Genomic DNA, 17795 nt, shown 5'->3' with positions numbered 1-17795 from the left:
GAGGGGGTTAATTATGCCTATTTATGAAAGCAAAGGGTTTGGGAATGACTTAAATTTATTCGATAAAAAAGCACCCTTTGACTATATAGCAGAATTTAGACCTAGGACAGTCCCAAAAGGTGCAGATATAGACGATTTTAAGCGCAAATCAGCCCCCTACTGCCTTAGTGGCAAGGTGAAACAAGACGAGAACGGCAACTACAAACGCAATAATGCTAGCTTAGTTTATCGTGACTTGATTTTCTTGGACTATGACGAGCTAGAGGCTAATATAGACTTTCCTAGCGTTGTCGATAACGCCTTACATGGCTATTCTTATATTGTTTACCCTACTATTAAGCACACGGCTAATAAGCCACGTTATAGGCTTGTGGTGAAACCTAGCGACGCAATGAACGAGCAAATCTATAGGCAGACTGTCCAAGAGATAGCAAGTAAAATCGGGCTACCTTTTGACAGTACAAGCCTAACATGGTCGCAGTTACAAGGCTTACCAGTAACCACTGGAGACCCTGCTGACTATGAAAAGATTGTAAATAGAGGGCGTGATTATCCCGTAGCAAATACAGTTACGGCTAGTCAGAAACCACACTATCACACACCACGCCAAAGCGGTAATAAAACAATCACTATGCGCGTGCTAGATACCCTATTACATGGGTTTGGTGATGAGGGTGGGCGTAATGTTGCAGTAACTAGGTTTGTAGGGTTATTACTATCAAAGTGGGTTAATGCAGACGTAGCCACTGCTTATGAGTTAACAACCATAGCAAATAGCGTTACTAATAACCCTTTACCAGTCGAGGAACTAGCAAGAACTTTTGAAAGTATTGTAAAAGCTGAAATCAGAAAGAGAGGTGTAAATGGAGATTAATTTTGATGACTTGCAAGAGCAACTTAACGAAACCAAGGTTATTGAGCCACCTAAGTCTATGAAAGAGTTAATAGACCGTATCTATCAAGCTGGTGAGCTATGGCGCTCAGAAAATAAATACTTAGTTAACGAGGGAAAAAAGAATGAGAAAACAGTCATCCCGCTTCCTAGTATCTTTACCGTAGCTAAAGAGTTGAGTAAAATCGTAACATTTACGTTTATTACCAAGTCTAACACTCCCGATAATAGTTTGCTCTATCTGTACGATCTCGATGAGGGTATCTATACTGCTAGCACAGACGAATTCAATATTTTGTGTAAGACGTTTGATAGCAGAATAAAGCCAAACGACTGGAAACAAATAAAAATGATGGTGCGTACCATGACGAATATTAGCAGACCGCTAGAAAGTGCTAACTTAGTCCCAGTGCAGAATGGTATCTTGGACTTGAAAAACAAGGAACTACGACCATTTGACCCTAAGTATATTATCACCAGCAAGATAGCCACTGCTTACAATCCGCCTAAGTTTCCCCCTAAGGATAGAGAGGGTAACACGTTTGATGATTGGTTAAGTTCTATTGCTTGTGGTGATAGTGAGCTAATAACCCTCTTTTGGCAAATTATCCTAGAGGCTATCAACCCAAACTATACTCGTAACAAGTTCGCTATCTTCTACGGTGACGGTAATAACGGTAAGGGAACATTTCAACGCTTGCTTATCAACCTAATCGGTGAAAGTAACGTGTCCGCTTTAAAGCCTGCACAGTTTAGCGACAAGTTCAATCTTGAAACGCTTGTAGGTAAGGTGTGTAACATTGGGGATGAAGCACCAAACGACTACTTGAAAAACCCGTCTGATCTAATGAGCATTACTAGTGGTGACACTGTACTGGTTAACCCAAAAGGTAAGACTGCCTTTGAAGCGACTTTCAAGCTATTCAATATCTTTTCGGGTAACTACATTCCTAATGGTGGGAATAAAACCAAAGGTTGGTATAGACGTATTATGATTGTGCCATTTAACGCTGACTTTAATGGTCAAATCGAAAAGCCTTGGATTAAGAACGAGTTCTTAGCAGATAAAGACGTTTTAGAATATGTCCTATATAAAACTGTCAATCAAGAGCCTTTCACTCATTTTATTGAGCCTAAGGCTGTCAAAGACTTGTTAGAGGAATACCAAGAAGATAATGATTATTTGCTTGATTTTATCAGAAACGAATACATCCCTAACGGCTGGCATGAGTTAGACGTTGTTCCCGTATTCATTGCCACTCGGAAACTTAAAAATTACGCTGAAGATATGGGTATTCCAAAGCCTAATCTATACGGAGCAGGTAAGGAAATCGCAAAAAGTCTAAGAAACTTGACAACTCATAACTATGTCATTAAAAAAGTCCGAGCAAAAACGTGCGATATTCAAATATTAGACCCTTATGAGTTTGAAAGAGAGAAACTAACTAACCCACAACGTTCAATCGTTAAAGAATGATAGTGTCCCATTGTCCCGTTGTTGTCCCAAAAAAATCGCAACAATGGAACACCCCTAAACGCTTGATACATAAGGGGTTAGACCTATTCTGTCCCGTTGTCCCTTTCTTTATAATGTTTATATATATATAAATATATATTGATAGTTATATATAAGAGAATAGAGAAAACAATGGGACAAAGGGACAACATCCCTCAAACCCTTGCTACTACTAGTCTCGTATCTGTTCCAAACAATGGGACAAAAGGGGACAACAATGGGACAAATCACTATTTTTTTAAAAAAAGGACACCACCTAAACCCTTGGTACTACTAGATAAAAAGGTGTGACCAAGTTTTTTCAAAGATGGTCACAAATAGCAAAAGTTTACATAATTTATCTTAAAACAAGAAAAGAGACTAAAAATGACTGAAAACCACTACCTAGAACAAGCGGAAAAAGACAGACTGGAACTTGAACAGATCCGCTTAAATTATATGGCTGATGATACACCTATTGAGCCTAGCGATATTCCTAAACTAATGGAAATAGCTAAAAAGTTACAAGCAGAGGATACCAGTCTGAACATTTATGAACTGCATAAGCACCCAGAAGCGCGTGCTAAACTATTCTCACAGATAACTGAAGCTTGTTATATGGCTTTGAATGCTACACCGACACAAGCCCAAAGATTGGCATTTTGCGACTATCTAGAACAGCAATACGAAAACACCTTAAAGAAAATGATTGTCAGCACAGACAAACAGGCACTAGGTGAGTTACTAGATTTGGTAGAGCTACCAGCAGAGATAGAAAGCCAGTTTATCCGAGATATGGCAGTCAGTGGGATACTAGCCAAAGATTGAACAGATATAAAAAGAGGATAAATCATGGAACTAATGAAAATTAACGAGAAAGAGACAATCAAGAACGCTAAAAAGAAGTTGCGTGAATATCCACGTTGGCGAGAGATCGCACACGATAGCGCTGAGCAACGTATAACGGCAAATTATACCTTTGAGCCACGTTCTAAGAACAATAACCGAAGTAACATTGTTGAAACACTAGCCCTAAGACGAATGAATGCCATAAATGAGCTGGAAGATATTGAGGAAGCACACAGAAATATCATTGATGAACGATATAGGCTTATTATCTATCGCCGTTTCTTACAATCTCCACCAGCACCAAACTGGGCTATCGGTCAAGAATTAGGCTACGCTAAAACAAGATTTCAAGAGCTAGTTAACCTAGCTTGTCTAGCTTTTGCTGAAAACTATCGAAACGGTGAACTTGTTGATTTGCTTGAATAGTTGGGTTGTTCATATATATAAGGCGAGGTGTCAAAGTGATAGAAATTGAATTAAAGGCGTTTATAGACGTTCTCAAAGCTAGCAACCTAACCAAAGCAAAGATAGCACACGGCAAAGCTAGGGTATGGCTAGACTTGGATAAGTTGACCATAGTTTATAACGGTCAAGAAACGCCCCTAAAACGGCAGTCATTAAACTATGGAGGCTATCGCTATTATTTATATTGCCCTAACTGTGGAGAGGCTAGAACGAGCTTATATTGGTATTGCGAAGCTTTATCATGTCGTAAGTGTATAGGGTTGCATAATAGAACATTAAACCGAAGCAAGACCGACTGTGTTTATTACTGGGAGCAGGCAGTTAAAGAAGCTCAAAAGATAGTGACTGGATATGAAGCAAAGGACTACATAACTCCCGATTTTCCCGATAAGCCAAAAGGAATGCACTGGAAAACCTATTACAAGCATAGAGCTAAGTATTATCAATATTGGCGCAAAGGTGAAGACTTATGGTTAAGTGGGATTAAACTATGATATGATCTTGATTTTTCTAGTTACTCTTTACATGGAGCGGTGAACGTTCTTAACGCCCTAATTATAGGGAAATGTTGGAAAATGTTGGTATAAAACACTACTATATTATTGGAAAATATGGGAATGGAAACCATAAATGATAGAAAATACTAGAATGAAACGTCATAGATAGTAGAAAATAGTGGAATGTTATTAGTAAAGCAATATTTGATAATGGATTGAATGAATGAAATAGTTGGGCTATAATGTGTCATAGAAACCAAGCAGAAAAAGGTAAAGATATGGATATCATTAAGAAATATAAGTGGTATATATTGCCATTAGCTATCCTTGTAATTGTTGTTGCTATCGTAACTATGCAACCAAGTAAGAAAACAAAGGAAGTAAAAAACAAACCTACGACAGTTACAAAGGTATCAAAACATAGCTCACATAGTTCATCTAAAGAAAAACCTAGTGAAACGTCTCAAACGCAGGAACAACCGACACAAAGCGAGCAAGCACCTAGCACGCAAGCTGACGGAGTAACACCACCACAAGACACGTTACAACAAGCTCAAGCCCAGTATGGTTATGGTGGCATACCTGCAGACTCACCCGAGGTTGCGCGTGAGCAAGGTCAGAATGAGGCACGTCAACAATGGCATGACGACCAAGTTGAATGGGGTATTCAGCAAGGCTATCTTAACCCAGACGGTAGCCCAAAAGAGACAAACTAAAACCCCTCTATAACGTCCTTAACACGCCCTATACAAAGAATAGTCCGATATACTCGGGCTATTTTTAAATGCACCCCCCGCCCCTATATTGCCGTCTGGAGAGCCACGACAAGGTGTTGTCTTACATCACGCGCAATTTTTTCTAGTTTTTTATAGGGTGTCTATACCAATTTATGCTAAGATTTTCGCTATAATAGAATTACTAAAAAAGATACGTATTTTTTCTGTATCAATTACGAATAGTAAAGAAAAGGAGAATGATATAATGCTAACCTATGATGAATTTAAAGAGGGGCTATGGACAAGGGTTTTATCAAAGGTGATACTGTCCAGATTGTCCGTAAGAATGGTAAGATCCATGACTACGTTTTAGACGGTGAACGAGTTGAGCTACACGAAACATTGAGTTTAGAAAAGGTATCGGATATAATAAAGGAACTAAAAAACATTAAAATATGAAAACATTTTACTTTAGCTAGTGAATATAATTTAAAAAGCCTTGATAAAAGCGACTATAAGATATATAATGATGTTGTATAGGAATATGTATTCTTGTACGATATCTATTTAAGGGGGAATTAAAATGGCAACTAAAAGTTTTACAACAGATTTAACTTTTAATCGACGTTCTGCTGATAATTTAATTTCTGCTTTATCAGAAACTCGTAAATTTAAACGCTCAAGAGATGTTAAAGCGAGTGATATTCAAAGTTTAGAAGAAATCAGATCAATGTTTAAAAAAGGATAAATAGGTGTGTATAAAGTAGTATCGTTGACTAATCTAATAGAAGCATTGGATAAGGAAGAGTTGGAAAAAATAATCTTAAGTTTTAAAAGCAACTCAGCACATCCCAACGATATTGAAATTTTTTTACATAAAAAGGCAATTCAATTTGAAAGAGCTGCTATCGCTTCGACTTATTTAGTTTTTGAAAGAGAAACCAATATTTTAGTTGGCTTCTTTTCTTTAGCGAACAAACCCTTAACAATGTCAAAGAGAAATTTTGACGCTTTAAGTAATAATCAACAAAATAAGTTAAAGCAACATGGACGTGCTATAGGACAAAAGTTTCAAATTAATAGCTACTTGATTGGTCAGTTAGGAAAAAATTTTTCTAAGGAGGCTTCAAATTTAATTACTGGAGGAGATTTATTAACTTTAGCTTTTGATAAAGTTGAAGAGGCTTCTAATATTATACGTGCAAAATATGTATGGTTAGAATGCGAAAATCACCCTAAGTTGATTAATTTTTATAGCTCTTTTGGTTTTAAAACAATTGCCCCTAATGCTTCTAAGGATGAATTAGTGGTAATGATATTAAAAATTAAGTAATAACGTTGATAAAATATAATTAAAAGACACCATTGGAGGTGTCTTTTCTTGCCTGCTAAACTCGTAAATTGATTGATACCTTAAATCGTTCAACGTTGAACGATTAGGGGCGAGTTCTCTTGAATATTAAACTTATAAATTGATTGATACCCTAACGGGTATTTTTTTGCTTTCTATTTTGCTAACTTTTGAGGTAAGCAAACGGCAACTTAAGGGGTATGAATTACTAAAATAGCTCACAAAATCGCTTTGCTATCACTCTAATAAAACCTATGAAAAAGGGGTTGATATTCCATGAAAAAATACAAAAATTCTGTTATAATATGCAAGGAATATACATAAAAAGAGGAAAGATAATGAAGAGAGATCGTCAAGCTGTTATCAAACAGATGATTTCAAGAGATAAGATTGGGACACAAGAGGAAATTAAGCAACGCCTAGAGGCGGAAGGTATCACGGTTACACAGGCTACCTTGTCACGTGATTTGCGTGAGATTGGCCTGTTGAAGCTTCGTGATGAGGAAGGTAAACTTTACTATAGTTTGTCTGAGCATGTGCTTTCAAGTTTGGATCCTACGGTTAAGGACTATGTCAAATCAGTTTCCCGTGCCCAGTTTATGCTGGTTCTCCATACAGAATTGGGTGAAGCAGATGTTTTGGCTAACCTGATTGATAGTGACGGCAATCCTGAAATTTTAGGAACCGTTGCTGGCGCAGATACCCTATTGGTAATCTGTAAGGACGCAGTGGTTGCTGAAAGATTGGAAAGTGAGTTTCACTGATGAAGACTCCCCATCAGGATTTCCAAAAAGCCAAAGAAGAGTTAATCGACCTCCTCAAAAACCATGAGGCGGTTCTTGCTTTTCAAGAGGCTGAGAAAGCTATTGGACAGATCCCTCAGATTAGTTATCTGGCTGGACAGATGAAGGCCTATCAACAAGAAGCGGTGCTTTTTCAAAAAATTGAGAAACAACGTGCCTATGAGGAGGCAGGTGAGCAGGCAGATTTGATTCAGAATGAGTTGGAAAATTTGCCCATTGTTCAGGATTACCGTCAAAAGATGCAAGATGCCAGTGACTTGATTCAATATGTGACCAAGTCTATCGAAGAAAAGATTAACGAGGAGTTAAGACATGGCTAAGGAAAAAATATCTCCAGGAATGCAGCAGTATTTGGATATCAAGGAAAATTATCCAGATGCTTTTTTGCTGTTTCGGATGGGGGATTTTTACGAATTATTTTACGATGATGCCGTTAAGGCTGCTCAAATTTTGGAAATTAGCCTAACCAGTCGTAATAAGAACGCAGATAAACCCATTCCTATGGCAGGTGTTCCTTATCATTCGGCTCAAGCCTATATCGATGTCTTGGTTGAGATGGGCTACAAAGTAGCCATTGCTGAGCAGATGGAGGACCCTAAACAGGCTGTTGGCGTGGTTAAGCGTGAGGTAGTTCAGGTTATCACGCCAGGGACAGTGGTTGACAGCTCTAAACCTGATAATGCCAACAATTTCTTAGTAGCCATTGACAAGGTTGGAAGTCGATTCGGCCTGGCCTATATGGATGTATCAACGGGTGAATTTTTTGCGACAGAGTTGGATGATTTCAGTTCAGTTTGTAGTGAAATTCAGAACCTTAAGGCACGTGAAGTAGTGGTTGGTTATGATTTACCTGAAGCTGACGAACAAATTTTGGTGAAGCAACTCAACCTTCTACTCTCCAAGGAAACAGAGGTTTACGATGATGTCCACTTGATTGACACTAGCTTGACAGATTTGGAAAGCAGTGTGGCGGGTAAACTTCTCCAGTATGTGCACCGTACTCAGATGCGTGAGCTTAGTCATTTACAAAAGGCTCAGCACTATGAGATTAAGGATTACTTGCAGATGTCCTATGCGACCAAGTCAAGTTTGGATTTACTAGAAAATGCTAGAACGGGCAAGAAACACGGTTCCCTTTTCTGGCTCTTGGATGAAACCAAGACAGCTATGGGAATGCGTCTCTTGCGAACTTGGATTGATCGTCCTTTAGTGAATCAAGCCACTATCACCGAGCGTCAGAATATTATCCAAGTTTTCTTGGACAACTTCTTTGAGCGGAGTGACTTGACTGAGAGTCTAAAAGGTGTTTACGATATTGAGCGCCTAGCCAGTCGTGTTTCCTTTGGCAAGGCTAATCCAAAAGATTTGATTCAGCTAGGTCATACTTTGGCTCAAGTACCGGTGATTAAGGCGATTTTGGAGTCCTTTAATGATGAGGCCTTGTCACGTCTTTTACAAGAGTTAGATGCTCTGCCAGAATTAGAGAGTTTGATTCGGTCGGCTATTGATCCTGATGCCCCTGCAACCATTACAGAAGGTGGCATTATCCGTGCTGGTTTTGATGAGACCTTGGACAAGTATCGCAAGGTGATGAGTGAGGGAACCTCATGGATCGCAGATATCGAAGCTAAAGAACGTGAAGCGTCTGGTATTACAACACTAAAGATTGATTATAACCGTAAAGATGGTTATTACTTCCATGTGACCAACTCTAACCTTAGCTTGGTTCCTGACCATTTCTTCCGCAAGGCAACCCTGAAAAATTCAGAACGCTTTGGAACTGCTGAGTTGGCTAAAATTGAAGGTGAGATGCTTGAGGCGCGTGAAAAATCATCAACGCTAGAGTATGATATTTTCATGCGTGTCCGTGAACAGGTTGAACGCTATATTGACCGTTTGCAATCTTTGGCTAAGGCTATTGCGACAGTCGATGTGCTTCAGAGTCTAGCTGTTGTAGCAGAGACCAATCATTATGTTCGCCCTATTTTCAATGATGAGCATCGTATTGTTATTGATCAAGGCCGTCATGCAGTGGTTGAGAAGGTTATGGGCGTTCAAGAATACATTCCAAACACCATTACCTTTGATAGTCAGACCAATATTCAGCTCATTACAGGACCAAATATGAGTGGTAAATCCACCTATATGCGTCAGTTAGCCTTGTCAGTAGTTATGGCTCAGATGGGGTCTTACGTGCCAGCAGATAGTATTGACTTGCCAGTTTTTGATGCTATCTATACACGTATTGGTGCTGCAGATGACCTGATTTCAGGGCAGTCGACCTTCATGGTTGAGATGATGGAGGCTAACCAGGCTATTAAGCGGGCGACACCTAATTCCTTGATTATTTTTGATGAGTTGGGACGTGGGACAGCCACTTATGATGGTATGGCTCTGGCCCAGTCTATTATTGAGTTTATTCATGACAAGGTGGGGGCTAAGACCATGTTTGCTACCCATTATCATGAGTTGACAGCCCTGTCAAACAATTTGACACACCTTGTCAACGTTCATGTGGCGACACTTGAAAAGGACGGTGAAGTGACTTTCCTTCACAAGATTGTCGATGGCCCAGCTGACAAATCTTACGGTATTCATGTAGCTAAGATTGCAGGTTTACCATCAGATCTACTGGAACGTGCTGACACCATCTTGACACAACTAGAGGGCGATACAGTTACCATCCAACCTCAGGAAAAGGTATCGCCTCAAGAGAAACCTGCCACTGAAACGCATGTCAACGAGCAAATCTCTCTCTTTGATGATTTTACTGAAAATCCAGTTCTTCAAGAGTTGCGTGATTTGGACATTTACAATATGACACCTATGCAGGTCATGATGGCTGTAGCAGATTTAAAACAGAAACTATAAAAGAAGCTTGTCAATTGACAGGCTTCTTGTCTTTTATAGGTGTTTCAATTCTTGGTTGAGTTGTTCAATATCCTTTTTCATTTTCCAATAAGAGAAGACCCAAACGAGGAGATAGATAAGGCTGAATTCAATGACTAGCTCCAAGTAGAAAGTTAAACGTAGAGGGAACCATCCGCTGAGGGTAGCTAGTGGAATGAAACCTAGACAGGTCAAGGCGTAGTGAGTGAGGGTTGCACGAAGCAAACTCCATTCAGCCTTACGAAAAATATAACTAGCGACTTCAAAAAGAATACCGATAGCAAACCAAGTGATGAGGCAGTAGGCCAATACTATAGATCCGTGAACCTGATGTGACGTCATCCATTGTCCAATGGCTGAGTGAGGATTTAGAGGCATGTAGCTTGGTGCCCAGATAAGAGACATAATCATGGATACGGCAAGTCCAATAAGGATGCCCTTTGTGCCTGATTTAAAAAGTTGCTTTTTCATTGTAATTTCTCCTTTATTGCTTTGAGGTAACGGCGTGATGAGTAAGTGGTTTCCTTGTTTTTAAGGTGAATTTCAACGAGGCCGTTAGGGGTAATGTTGAAGCGTTCGATTTCTTTAAGATTGATAATTTCTGACTGTGAGATTTTGATAAAGTAAGATGGCAGTTTTTCTAAAACTTGATAGAGGCGTAAGCTTAAGTGGTACTCTCCTTGAGTAGTTTCAGCTAGAACTTGACGATTTTCGATGTAAATTCTGGAAATAGCTTTGGGTTCGATGAGGTAAGTTTCGCCATCTCTTTTTCCCTTGAGTCGCTGGTTACTATCCAAACTTTCAACAAACTCGACAACTTGCTGAATCTTTGGCGTCCGAATAGGTGCCTGAATCTGCAACATTTCTTCTTGAAATATCGAGTCAATATGAACTTTTATTTTCATAACTATCCTTTCTTGTTTGTAATTGAGGAGGCCTCCTCCCTTTCACACCTTTATTAAACACTATTTACTAGCCCACAGCAATAGCGTTTGTCTATGTGGTCCTATGTGGTGTCTAAGTGGTTGAAAATATTTTAGAAAACCCCTATACTTAATGAAAACATACTGACGAGGTAATCACATGAAATCTATAATGAAATGGCTAGCAGGAATTTTTCTTGCCTGCAGTCTGATTTTGAGTTTTTTTACACCTTTTGAAAAGGCACTAACACTGAACCTGCTCTTGCTTTATTTCTTTGTTAAGCAGTTTATGGATTCTACAAGCTCGCCTAAAACCTACCAATGGATTTTCCAAATCATCTACCTCTTGATTTTTTCTGGGCTCATTTGGTTCAACCTTCGTCATGGGGATATGATTGTTATAGCCACAGCCTTATCTTGGCTAACAGTTGTGTGTGAGTTATGGTTGTATAGGAAGCATCAGTAACAGTCAGCACCAGTGAATTTATCAACCTTTTAGAAGGGAGAAAAAATAATTATGCCAAAAATCATCGAATTGCCTGAAGTTCTAGCCAATCAGATCGCTGCTGGAGAGGTCGTAGAGCGACCAGCTAGTGTAGTTAAAGAGCTGGTGGAAAATGCTATTGATGCAGGCAGCACCCAGATTACTATTGAAGTTGAAGAATCAGGCCTCTCAAAAATTCAAATTACAGACAATGGCGAAGGAATGGCTCAATCTGATGTAGCTATGAGTTTGCGCCGTCATGCAACAAGTAAAATCAAAAATCAAGGAGACCTCTTTCGTATTCGAACTCTTGGTTTTCGAGGTGAGGCCCTGCCATCAATAGCTTCTATCAGTCATCTAACTATTGTGACAGCGGCTGATGGAGAAGCCTATGGGACTAAACTGGTTGCCAAGGGTGGGGAAATTGAGAGTCAGGATCCTATTTCAACACCAGTTGGAACAAAGATTACCGTTGAAAACTTATTTTATAATACCCCTGCTCGTCTCAAGTATATGAAGAGTTTACAGGCCGAGTTGGCTCATATTGTCGATGTTGTCAATCGTCTGAGTCTAGCTCATCCCGAAGTTGCCTTCACCTTGCTTAATGACGGTCGTCAGTTGACACAGACCTCAGGTACTGGAGACCTCCGTCAAGCTATTGCCGGGATTTATGGTTTGACAACGGCTAAAAAAATGGTGGAAATTTCAAATTCTGACCTTGATTTTGAAGTTTCTGGCTATGTCAGCCTTCCTGAATTAACTCGTGCGAATCGTAACTACATCACGATTCTCATTAACGGACGTTATATAAAAAACTTCCTACTTAACCGTGCTATTTTTGATGGTTATGGTTCTAAACTCATGGTGGGGCGCTTCCCTATTGCGGTTATTGATATTCAGATTGATCCCTACTTGGCTGATGTCAATGTTCACCCAACAAAGCAGGAAGTACGTATCTCTAAAGAAAAGGAGCTTATGGCCCTCATCAGCTCTGCCATTGCTCAAAGCCTTAGAGAGCAGGATTTGATTCCTGATGCCCTTGAAAATCTAGCCAAGTCTAGTACTAGAGGTGCAACTAAGCCGGTTCAAACCAGTCTTCCACTCAAACAAACCAATCTTTATTATGATAGCAGTCGTAATGATTTCTTTGTCAAACCAGAGACAGTCCAAGAGGATATCAAACCACTCGTATCAGAGTCTCCAGTTTTATCGGTAGAAAACAAACCGCAACCTTCTGTTAAACAAGCACAACGTTTAGCAGATGAAAGTGATAGTGAACACGAAAAACTTGATTATAAAAACAAGTCGAAAATGAAGCGCATGCTTGAAAATCTGGACAATGAGGAAACATCAACCTTCCCTGAGTTGGATTTTTTTGGTCAAATGCATGGAACCTATCTCTTTGCTCAAGGACAAGGTGGACTTTACATCATTGACCAGCATGCTGCCCAAGAACGTGTTAAGTATGAGTACTATCGCGAAAAGATTGGTGAGGTTGACAGTAGTTTACAACAGCTCTTGGTTCCCTATCTCTTTGAATTTTCAGGTTCGGATTACATTAGTTTACAAGAAAAAATGCCTCTTCTTAACCAGGTTGGTATCTATTTAGAGCCTTATGGGAATAACACCTTCATTCTTCGTGAACATCCTATCTGGATGAAGGAAGAAGAGATTGAATCTGCAGTCTATGAGATGTGCGACATGCTTCTTTTGACGAATGAAGTGTCTGTTAAGACCTACCGTGCTGAGTTAGCCATCATGATGAGTTGTAAACGTTCAATCAAGGCCAATCATGCTCTCGATGATTACTCTGCGCGTGACCTTCTAGTACAGCTTGCCCAGTGTAAAAACCCCTACAATTGCCCTCACGGACGTCCTGTACTTGTCAACTTTACAAAGTCTGATATGGAAAAAATGTTCCGTCGAATTCAAGAAAATCATACCAGTCTACGTGACCTAGGGAAGTATTAAAACTTTTTTTCGTCTTACTTTACGAATAGGAATGTTAGATTTATAATAGTGGTGAAGACAAGGAATCTTCTAATGTTTTAGCACATCATTGTAGGATGGTTGACTGATTTTTAGGTTAGGAGATAGAGTGATGAGACACCTAACAAAAACTAATAAACACTTTTTACTTGTTGGCTTGACATTTTTAGCGACTAGCTTGATTTTCTATATTTTGGCTTGGTTAGGTCGACCAAGTTTGGAGAATGCCCTAGTAAATGTTTCTAGCATTGCCTTTACTTTAGGCGTTGTAACATATATTCTATTAGGATTGAAGATGATTACAGATACTTTAAAGACGAGTAGTCATCCTTAAAATAGAGCAAACAGAATCCACTTTCGAGTGGATTTTTTGTTACAATAGTACAGCAGTGCTTGAGGTGACAAAATAAACACTCAAGACAACTATCTTATAAGTATAAAATAACAAAGCAATCCATTGAAGATACGAACGAGAAAGGAAATCACACGCTATGTATGATTACATCAAGGGAACTCTAGTGAAAATTACCGCCAAGTATATTGTTATAGAAGCAAACGGCTTAGGTTATATTGTCACTGTAGCGAACCCCTATAGTTTTTCTGACCAGATGACTCAGACTATCCAAGTCTACCTTCATCAGGTTATTAGGGATGACGCCCACCTTCTTTTTGGTTTCCATACTGAAGATGAAAAAGAGGTCTTCCTTAAGCTTATTTCAGTTTCTGGAATAGGTCCGACGACTGCTCTAGCCATTGTTGCTGTAGATGATAATCAAGGCTTGGTGGCTGCCATTGATAATAGTGACATCAAGTACCTGATGAAGTTTCCAAAGGTTGGTAAAAAGACAGCCCAGCAAATGGTTTTGGACTTGGCAGGGAAATTTGCAGAGTTACCAACAGAAACGACCAAGACGACACCAAGTCAACCTGAAGGAAATCATCAGTTGGATGAGGCTATGGAAGCTTTGCTTGCTCTTGGTTATAAAGCTGTAGAACTTAAGAAAATCAAAGCCTTCTTCGAAGGTACTAATGAAACGGCAGAGCAATACATTAAATCAGCTCTTAAGATGTTGATGAAATGAGGTAAGCAATGGTCAATCGTTGTCGTTGGGTTCCAACAAACAATAAATTATATTGTGATTATCATGACAAGGAGTGGGGAAAGCCTATTGGTGACGATCAAAAACTTTTTGAGCTGCTTTGCTTAGAAAGTTATCAGTCAGGACTTTCTTGGTTAACTGTTTTAAATAAACGTCAGGCCTTTAATCGTGTTTTTCATAACTATGATATTGAGCGTGTTGCCCAGTTTAGCCTAAGTGAACTTGAAGAAGCGCTTCAAAATCCGGATATTATTCGTCACAAACTTAAGTTAGAAGCAACCGTAAACAATGCCAAACAAGTACTAAAACTCCAAGATGAATTTGGCTCCCTGTCTCATTATTTTTGGCATTTCTTTGACGGAAAGCCCTTGATAAATAATGTTCCCACATATAAGGACGTCCCATCATCAACTGATTTATCCCAACAGATTGCCAAAAATCTAAAAAAGAGAGGGTTCAAATTTTTAGGACCGACTACTATATATTCATTTTTACAAGCCGCAGGATTTGTGAATGATCATGAAAATAACTGTGACTTCAAATAAATGAGTGGATTTGATTGACAAGACGAGAAAAACATGTTAGTTTATAAACGAACATGTTTTTGAGATTATTTTACGAATAGTAATATAGGTGAACCAATGAAAGCTGAATTGATTGCAGTAGGAACCGAAATCCTAACCGGGCAAATCACCAATACCAATGCCCAATTTTTATCTGAGAAACTAGCTGAACTAGGAATCGATGTGTATTTTCACACAGCAGTAGGAGACAATGAAAACCGCCTACTCTCAGTTCTAGACCAAGCTAGTAAACGTAGTGAATTAGTCATACTTTGTGGAGGACTTGGCCCTACGGAGGACGATTTAACCAAGCAAACCCTAGCTAAGTTCTTAGGAAAAAAACTTGTTTTTGATGAGAAGGCAAGTAAAAAGCTGGACAGTTTCTTTGCTACTCGCCCTAAATACACACGAACGCCTAATAATGAACGTCAAGCGCAAATTGTTGAGGGGGCTATCCCCTTGCAAAATCCTACAGGTCTTGCAGTTGGAGGTGTCATTACTACTCAAGGGGTGACCTATGTAGTCCTACCTGGGCCACCAAGTGAACTTAAACCTATGGTGAATCAGGAACTTGTTCCAGCACTTACTGAGAATCACGCAAGTCTTTATTCGAGAGTCCTAAGATTCTTTGGCGTTGGAGAAAGTCAATTGGTGACTATTCTGAAGGATTTTATTGTTAACCAAACCGATCCAACCATAGCTCCATACGCTAAAGTGGGGGAAGTAACACTTCGCTTGTCAACAAAGGCTTCTTCACGAGAAGAAGCAGATCAAAAACTAGATGTTTTAGAAAAACAAATTCGTTCTACTAAAACTCTAGATGGCAAATCCTTATCTGATTTTATTTATGGGTATGGAGAGTCTAATAGTTTAGCCTTTGAAGCTTTTCGTTTGCTTAAGAACCATGGCAAGACTATCACTGCAGCTGAAAGCCTAACAGCAGGTTTATTTCAGGCTAGTATTGCTGATTTTTCAGGAGCCTCACAAGTATTTAAAGGCGGCTTTGTTACTTACAGCATTGAAGAAAAATCTAAAATGTTGGATATTCCCTTGTCGCAACTAGAAAAACATGGTGTTGTTAGTCATTTTACTGCAGAAAAAATGGCTGAAGGTGCCCGAGCTAAAACAGATAGCGATTACGGAATTGCACTTACCGGAGTAGCTGGACCAGATTCATTAGAAGGACACCCAGCAGGTACAGTATTTATTGGTATTGCTGATAGGAATCAAGTAAGGTCAATCAAGGTTGTTATAGGTGGAAGAAGTCGTTCTGATGTTAGATATATTAGTACCCTCTATGCCTTTAACCTAGTTCGCCAAGCTTTATTACAAGAGACAACTTGATTTTAGTTTGTCTTTAGCTATAGAAAGAAGAGGAAAATAAGTGGCTAAGAAAACAAAGAAAACAGAAGAAATTACAAAGAAATTTGGAGATGAGCGTCGTAAAGCACTTGATGATGCTTTGAAGAATATTGAAAAAGATTTTGGTAAGGGTGCAGTTATGCGTCTTGGTGAGCGTGCAGAGCAGAAGGTTCAGGTTATGAGCTCAGGCTCGCTAGCTTTGGATATTGCTCTTGGTGCAGGTGGTTATCCTAAAGGTCGTATTATCGAAATTTACGGACCAGAATCATCAGGTAAAACGACTGTAGCCCTCCATGCTGTTGCTCAGACGCAAAAAGAAGGCGGAATCGCTGCCTTTATCGATGCGGAACATGCCCTTGACCCTGCTTATGCGGCAGCCTTAGGTGTTAATATCGATGAGCTTCTTTTGTCACAACCTGATTCAGGTGAGCAAGGTCTCGAAATTGCAGGTAAGCTGATTGACTCTGGTGCAGTTGATTTGGTTGTTGTTGACTCAGTTGCGGCCTTGGTACCACGTGCAGAAATTGATGGAGATATTGGTGACAGTCATGTTGGACTTCAAGCGCGTATGATGAGTCAAGCCATGCGTAAGCTATCTGCATCTATCAATAAAACAAAAACAATTGCTATCTTCATTAACCAATTGCGCGAAAAAGTTGGTATTATGTTTGGTAATCCAGAAACAACACCTGGTGGACGTGCTCTGAAATTCTATGCATCAGTACGTCTTGATGTACGTGGAAATACGCAAATCAAAGGGACTGGTGATAAAAAAGACCAAAATGTTGGTAAGGAAACTAAAATCAAGGTTGTCAAAAACAAGGTTGCCCCACCATTTAAAGAAGCCTTTGTCGAAATTATGTATGGTGAAGGGATTTCACAAACAGGTGAGCTTGTAAAAATCGCTAGTGATTTAGGAATTATTCAAAAAGCCGGAGCATGGTTCTCATATAATGGAGAGAAGATTGGTCAAGGATCTGAAAATGCGAAAAAATATTTGGCAGATCATCCAGATATTTTTGAAGAAATTGATCATAAAGTACGTGTACACTATGGTTTGATTGAACCAGATGAAGAGGATAGTGTTGAAGAAGCACAAGTTGAAGAAACATCTGATGAACTTGTTTTGGACCTTGATTCAACCATTGAAATTGAAGAATAAGTATAAAAGAGCCGAAGAGCTCTTTTTCTCTTTGATTTGGTGACTTTGAGTCCGTTTCGCTCCCAAGGTGCGAAACAAATAAACCACCCGCTATGCGGGTGCGCATCGAAGGTTATACCGTCATAACAAAAAAAACTCCAAACGAGTTACAATATAGGTGTTCAAGCCAATTGTAAAACGAAAGGAGTTAAGACTATGTCGCAAAAAGCTCACAGTTTATCACATACAAAATGGATGTGTAAGTACCACATTGTA

20 protein-coding genes and 1 pseudogene are annotated in these 17795 nt (G+C 39.3%); 19 read left to right on the top strand and 2 right to left on the bottom strand.

Features of this window, described 5'->3' with window-relative positions:
• The first annotated feature begins 13 nt into the window (after window positions 1-13).
• From ACYVQ1_RS09320 to mutS, 12 genes and pseudogenes are all read left to right on the top strand, one after another.
• The gene (locus tag ACYVQ1_RS09320; protein ID WP_270307406.1) at window positions 14-874 is read left to right on the top strand and encodes a primase alpha helix C-terminal domain-containing protein; all 861 of its coding nucleotides are present in this window, start codon (window positions 14-16) and stop codon (window positions 872-874) included.
• A complete protein-coding gene (locus ACYVQ1_RS09315; protein WP_270307404.1) occupies window positions 864-2369 on the top strand; it encodes a DNA primase family protein in 1506 nt (501 codons plus the stop codon). The genes ACYVQ1_RS09320 and ACYVQ1_RS09315 overlap by 11 nt, the downstream gene beginning before the upstream one ends.
• 405 nt (window positions 2370-2774) lie before the next feature.
• A complete protein-coding gene (locus ACYVQ1_RS09310) occupies window positions 2775-3215 on the top strand; it encodes a hypothetical protein (RefSeq protein WP_270307402.1) in 441 nt (146 codons plus the stop codon).
• Window positions 3216-3239: 24 nt separating this feature from the next.
• The gene (locus tag ACYVQ1_RS09305) at window positions 3240-3662 is read left to right on the top strand and encodes an ArpU family phage packaging/lysis transcriptional regulator (RefSeq protein ID WP_270307400.1); all 423 of its coding nucleotides are present in this window, start codon (window positions 3240-3242) and stop codon (window positions 3660-3662) included.
• A gap of 35 nt (window positions 3663-3697) precedes the next feature.
• The gene (locus ACYVQ1_RS09300; protein WP_270307398.1) at window positions 3698-4195 is read left to right on the top strand and encodes a hypothetical protein; all 498 of its coding nucleotides are present in this window, start codon (window positions 3698-3700) and stop codon (window positions 4193-4195) included.
• A gap of 281 nt (window positions 4196-4476) precedes the next feature.
• Entirely contained in the window at window positions 4477-4914 is a 438-nt protein-coding gene (locus ACYVQ1_RS09295; protein WP_270307396.1) for a hypothetical protein, read from the top strand.
• Between the two features lie 265 nt (window positions 4915-5179).
• Window positions 5180-5373 (top strand): annotated as a pseudogene (locus ACYVQ1_RS09290) (competence regulator inhibitor paratox).
• 124 nt (window positions 5374-5497) lie between these two features.
• Window positions 5498-5662: a hypothetical protein gene (locus tag ACYVQ1_RS09285; RefSeq protein ID WP_270307393.1), complete on the top strand. Its 165-nt coding sequence runs from the start codon at window positions 5498-5500 to the stop codon at window positions 5660-5662.
• A 6-nt stretch (window positions 5663-5668) separates the two neighbouring features.
• Window positions 5669-6247, top strand: a complete 579-nt coding sequence (locus tag ACYVQ1_RS09280) for a GNAT family N-acetyltransferase (RefSeq protein ID WP_270307392.1) — start codon at window positions 5669-5671, stop codon at window positions 6245-6247.
• A gap of 353 nt (window positions 6248-6600) precedes the next feature.
• Window positions 6601-7029, top strand: a complete 429-nt coding sequence (argR, locus tag ACYVQ1_RS09275) for an arginine repressor (RefSeq protein ID WP_171963598.1) — start codon at window positions 6601-6603, stop codon at window positions 7027-7029.
• Window positions 7029-7388: a YlbF family regulator gene (locus tag ACYVQ1_RS09270; RefSeq protein WP_084915133.1), complete on the top strand. Its 360-nt coding sequence runs from the start codon at window positions 7029-7031 to the stop codon at window positions 7386-7388. The genes argR and ACYVQ1_RS09270 overlap by 1 nt, the downstream gene beginning before the upstream one ends.
• Window positions 7381-9939 (top strand): DNA mismatch repair protein MutS, encoded by a 2559-nt coding sequence (gene mutS / locus ACYVQ1_RS09265; protein WP_461250496.1) that lies wholly within the window; start codon window positions 7381-7383, stop codon window positions 9937-9939. The genes ACYVQ1_RS09270 and mutS overlap by 8 nt, the downstream gene beginning before the upstream one ends.
• 33 nt (window positions 9940-9972) lie before the next feature.
• Here mutS and ACYVQ1_RS09260 read toward each other — a convergent pair whose 3' ends face one another.
• Both ACYVQ1_RS09260 and ACYVQ1_RS09255 read right to left on the bottom strand, forming a co-directional pair.
• Window positions 9973-10428, bottom strand: a complete 456-nt coding sequence (locus ACYVQ1_RS09260) for a DUF3021 domain-containing protein (protein ID WP_201553399.1) — start codon at window positions 10426-10428, stop codon at window positions 9973-9975.
• A complete protein-coding gene (locus tag ACYVQ1_RS09255) occupies window positions 10425-10862 on the bottom strand; it encodes a LytTR family DNA-binding domain-containing protein (RefSeq protein ID WP_461250495.1) in 438 nt (145 codons plus the stop codon). The genes ACYVQ1_RS09260 and ACYVQ1_RS09255 overlap by 4 nt, the downstream gene beginning before the upstream one ends.
• 178 nt (window positions 10863-11040) lie before the next feature.
• Between ACYVQ1_RS09255 and ACYVQ1_RS09250 the strand changes: the two genes are divergently transcribed.
• The 7 genes from ACYVQ1_RS09250 (at window position 11041) to recA (ending at window position 17540) form a co-directional block, all read left to right on the top strand.
• Entirely contained in the window at window positions 11041-11346 is a 306-nt protein-coding gene (locus tag ACYVQ1_RS09250; protein WP_073689439.1) for a hypothetical protein, read from the top strand.
• A 51-nt stretch (window positions 11347-11397) separates the two neighbouring features.
• Entirely contained in the window at window positions 11398-13335 is a 1938-nt protein-coding gene (mutL, locus tag ACYVQ1_RS09245) for a DNA mismatch repair endonuclease MutL (protein WP_461250494.1), read from the top strand.
• A gap of 130 nt (window positions 13336-13465) precedes the next feature.
• Window positions 13466-13687 (top strand): hypothetical protein, encoded by a 222-nt coding sequence (locus ACYVQ1_RS09240; RefSeq protein WP_037597288.1) that lies wholly within the window; start codon window positions 13466-13468, stop codon window positions 13685-13687.
• A gap of 157 nt (window positions 13688-13844) precedes the next feature.
• The gene (gene ruvA, locus ACYVQ1_RS09235) at window positions 13845-14435 is read left to right on the top strand and encodes a Holliday junction branch migration protein RuvA (RefSeq protein ID WP_461250493.1); all 591 of its coding nucleotides are present in this window, start codon (window positions 13845-13847) and stop codon (window positions 14433-14435) included.
• An 8-nt stretch (window positions 14436-14443) separates the two neighbouring features.
• Window positions 14444-14998: a DNA-3-methyladenine glycosylase I gene (locus ACYVQ1_RS09230; RefSeq protein WP_201712506.1), complete on the top strand. Its 555-nt coding sequence runs from the start codon at window positions 14444-14446 to the stop codon at window positions 14996-14998.
• Window positions 14999-15094: 96 nt separating this feature from the next.
• Window positions 15095-16360 carry a competence/damage-inducible protein A gene (locus ACYVQ1_RS09225; protein WP_461250492.1) on the top strand — a complete coding sequence of 422 codons (1266 nt, stop codon included), beginning with the start codon at window positions 15095-15097 and terminating at the stop codon, window positions 16358-16360.
• 40 nt (window positions 16361-16400) lie between these two features.
• The gene (gene recA, locus ACYVQ1_RS09220; RefSeq protein ID WP_002889600.1) at window positions 16401-17540 is read left to right on the top strand and encodes a recombinase RecA; all 1140 of its coding nucleotides are present in this window, start codon (window positions 16401-16403) and stop codon (window positions 17538-17540) included.
• Window positions 17541-17795 lie beyond the last annotated feature (255 nt).

This window comes from Streptococcus parasalivarius (genome assembly GCF_054785155.1).
Note: the sequence above shows the minus strand (reverse complement) of the source record. Positions and strands in the feature narration are given on the sequence as shown.